Source organism: Streptomyces himastatinicus ATCC 53653 (genome assembly GCF_000158915.1).
In the GTDB taxonomy this organism is placed as follows: domain Bacteria; phylum Actinomycetota; class Actinomycetes; order Streptomycetales; family Streptomycetaceae; genus Streptomyces; species Streptomyces himastatinicus.
In genome coordinates this window covers 7,934,748-7,938,072 of the sequence record NZ_GG657754.1, presented here as the reverse complement: position 1 = coordinate 7,938,072, position 3,325 = coordinate 7,934,748, and the positions used below count along the sequence as shown (strand labels likewise).

General features: G+C 70.0%; 2 protein-coding genes. One reads left to right on the top strand and one right to left on the bottom strand.

Annotated features, from left to right (window positions below):
- The coding region (locus tag SSOG_RS56580) for a 5'-3' exonuclease (RefSeq protein WP_039939302.1) at positions 1–1,134 on the bottom strand (1,134 nt) is incomplete at its 3' end.
- Between the two features lie 158 nt (positions 1,135–1,292).
- Here SSOG_RS56580 and SSOG_RS33790 point away from each other — a divergent pair.
- Positions 1,293–3,325: FdhF/YdeP family oxidoreductase (locus SSOG_RS33790; RefSeq protein ID WP_039939301.1), on the top strand; the 2,033-nt coding region annotated here is incomplete at its 3' end.

Here is a 3,325-nt window from a genome sequence, read left to right as displayed (position 1 = left end):
GCAGACCGCGGGCCCGCCCGCGGTGGCCAGCGCGACCTCGCTGACACTGCCGCTGCCCAGCGCCCAGGTGTCCACGGTGGCCAGGCCCAGCGGCTCGGCGCCGCGGTCGGCCAGCCAGGGCGCCAGCTCGCCCGCGCTCAGCGTCACCCCGTCGACCTCGACGCCGGGCTCCGCTGCGGCGGGCTCCTCGTCGGCCGCACCCGGGTCGACGGCCAGGACCCGGTCGCGGAAGTTCTGGTGGCGGAACTCCAGCGCGTCCATGATCACGCCCAGCGCGGCCCGGTCGTACGGAACGCGCTTGAGACCGTCGGGTCCTGTGCCCAGCTCCACGTCCCTGACCAGCTCGGTCAGCTGGCGGTTGAGCTTGACGGACTCCAAGTGGTCGCGCAGCTTCTCGCCGACCTTGCCCTTGACCTCGTCGACCCGCTCCACCAGATCCTGGAACGACCCGAACTGGTTGATCCACTTCGCGGCGGTCTTCTCGCCGACGCCCGGGATGCCGGGCAGGTTGTCCGACGGGTCGCCGCGCAGCGCCGCGAAGTCCGGGTACTGGCGCGGGGTGAGCCCGTACTTCTCCTGGACCTTCTCGGGGGTGAACCGGGTCAGCTCGGAGACGCCCTTGGTCGGGTAGAGCACCGTGACATGGTCGCTGACCAGCTGGAACGAATCGCGGTCACCGGTGACGATCAGGACCTCGAAGCCCTCGGCCTCGGCCTGGGTGGCAAGGGTGGCGATCACGTCGTCCGCCTCGAAGCCGTCCACCGCGAAGCGGGTGACGTTCATCGTGTCCAGCAGTTCGCCGATCAGCTCGACCTGCCCCTTGAACTCGTCGGGGCTCTTGGAGCGGTTCGCCTTGTACTCCGCGAACTGCTCGGAGCGCCACGTCTTGCGCGAGACGTCGAACGCCACCGCCAGGTGCGTGGGCTGCTCATCACGGAGCGTGTTCGCCAGCATCGAGGTGAAGCCGTAGATCGCGTTGGTCGTCTGGCCGGAGGTCGTGCTGAAATTTTCCGCCGGCAGCGCGAAGAACGCCCGGTATGCCAGGGAATGCCCGTCCAGCAGGAGCAGGCGGGGACGGTCCCCCGTGCGGTCGGGCGCGGGCGCTGCGGTCTTCTTCGATGCTTTCTCTGCCACGCCCCCGATCCTGCCACGCCCCACCGACAACGCCTCCCGCCTCCCACCCCGGCCCACCACACCGGGTGGTCCCAAAGTCCATGACTCATGAAAGGATCGACGGGGGACAACCGAGCCGATGTCGAAGCCGACAAGCCGAGTCGAAAAAGGGGACCGACATGGCAGCCAAGCCACCCGCAGGCGATCCGATACAGGACGCTCCCGAGGTCGCACCCCCGAAACACGCCGCCGCCGGGTTCCCCGCGGTCGGCCACTCGCTGCGCATCGCCCATCAGCAGATGGGAATCCGCCGTACCGCCCTCACCCTCATGCGGGTCAACCAGAAGAAGGGCTTCGACTGCCCGGGCTGCGCCTGGCCCGAGGGCGACAAGCGGCACGCGGCCGAGTTCTGCGAGAACGGCGCGAAGGCCGTCGCCGAGGAGGCGACCCTGCGCCGGGTCACCCCCGACTTCTTCGCCGCCCACCCGGTGGCCGACCTCGCCACCCGCAGCGGCTACTGGCTCGGCCAGCAGGGCAGGCTCACGCAGCCCATGTACCTGGCCGAGGGCGCCGAGGCCTACGAGCCGGTCAGCTGGGACCGCGCGTTCGACATCATCGCCGACGAGCTGCGCGCGCTGGACTCCCCCGACGAGGCCGTCTTCTACACCTCCGGACGCACCAGCAACGAGGCCGCGTTCCTCTACCAGCTCTTCGCTCGCGAATTCGGCACCAACAACCTGCCCGACTGCTCCAACATGTGCCACGAGTCCTCGGGCTCCGCGCTCACCGAGACCCTGGGCGTCGGCAAGGGCAGCGTGCTGCTGGAGGACCTCCACAAGGCCGACCTGATCATCGTCGCCGGGCAGAACCCGGGCACCAACCATCCGCGCATGCTCTCCGCACTGGAGAAGGCGAAGGACAACGGCGCGAAGATCATCTCCATCAACCCGCTGCCCGAGGCGGGTCTGGAGCGGTTCAAGAACCCGCAGAACGCCCGCGGGCTCGCGGGCGGCGGCACCTCGCTCACCGACCTCTTCCTCCAGATCCGGATCGGCGGCGACCAGGCCCTCTTCCGCCTCCTCAACAAGCTGATCCTGGAGGCTTCCGACAACGCCTCGGAAACGGACGAAGCCGTCGTCGACGAGGACTTCATCCGCGAACACACCCACGGCTACGAGGAGTTCGCCGCCGCCGCCCGCGCCGCCGACTGGGACGAGACGCTGAGCGCCACCGGCCTCACCCGGGACGACATCGAGCGCGCGCTGCGCATGGTCCTCGACTCGAAGCGCACCATCGTCTGCTGGGCGATGGGGCTGACCCAGCACAAGCACTCGGTGCCCACCATCCGGGAAGTCGTGAACTTCCTGCTGCTGCGCGGCAACGTCGGCCGCCCCGGCGCCGGGGTGTGCCCGGTGCGCGGCCACAGCAATGTGCAGGGCGACCGCACCATGGGCATCTTCGAGCGGCCCGCCCCGGCCTTCCTGGACGCCCTGGAGAAGGAGTTCGGCTTCGCCCCGCCGCGCGAGCACGGCTTCGACGTCGTCCGCGCCATCCGCGCGATGCGCGACGGCCAGGCCAAGGTCTTCTTCGCCATGGGCGGCAACTTCGTGGCCGCCTCCCCCGACACCGACGTCACCGAGGCCGCCATGCGCGCCGCCCGGCTGACCGTCCACGTCTCCACCAAGCTCAACCGCTCCCACGTGGTCACCGGCACCCGCGCCCTGATCCTGCCCACCCTCGGCCGCTCGGACCGGGACATCCAGGACGGCGGACCGCAGTTCGTCACCGTCGAGGACTCGATGGGCATGGTGCACGCCTCGCGCGGACGGCTGGAGCCCGCGAGCTCCGAGCTGCTCTCCGAACCGGCCATCGTCGCCCGGCTGGCCCGGCGGGTGCTCGGCGACGGGAGCAAGACCCCGTGGGAGGAGTTCACCAAGGACTACGCCACGATCCGTGACCGCATCGCGGCCGTCATCCCCGGCTTCGAGGACTTCAACGCCAAGGTGAGCAACCCGTCCGGGTTCGCCCTGCCGCACGCCCCGCGCGACAGCCGCCGCTTCCCGACCGCCACGGGCAAGGCCAACTTCACCGCCGCCCCGGTCGAGTATCCGAAGGCCCCCGAAGGCAGGCTGCTGCTCCAGACCCTCCGCTCGCACGACCAGTACAACACCACCATCTACGGCCTGGACGACCGCTACCGCGGCATCAAGAA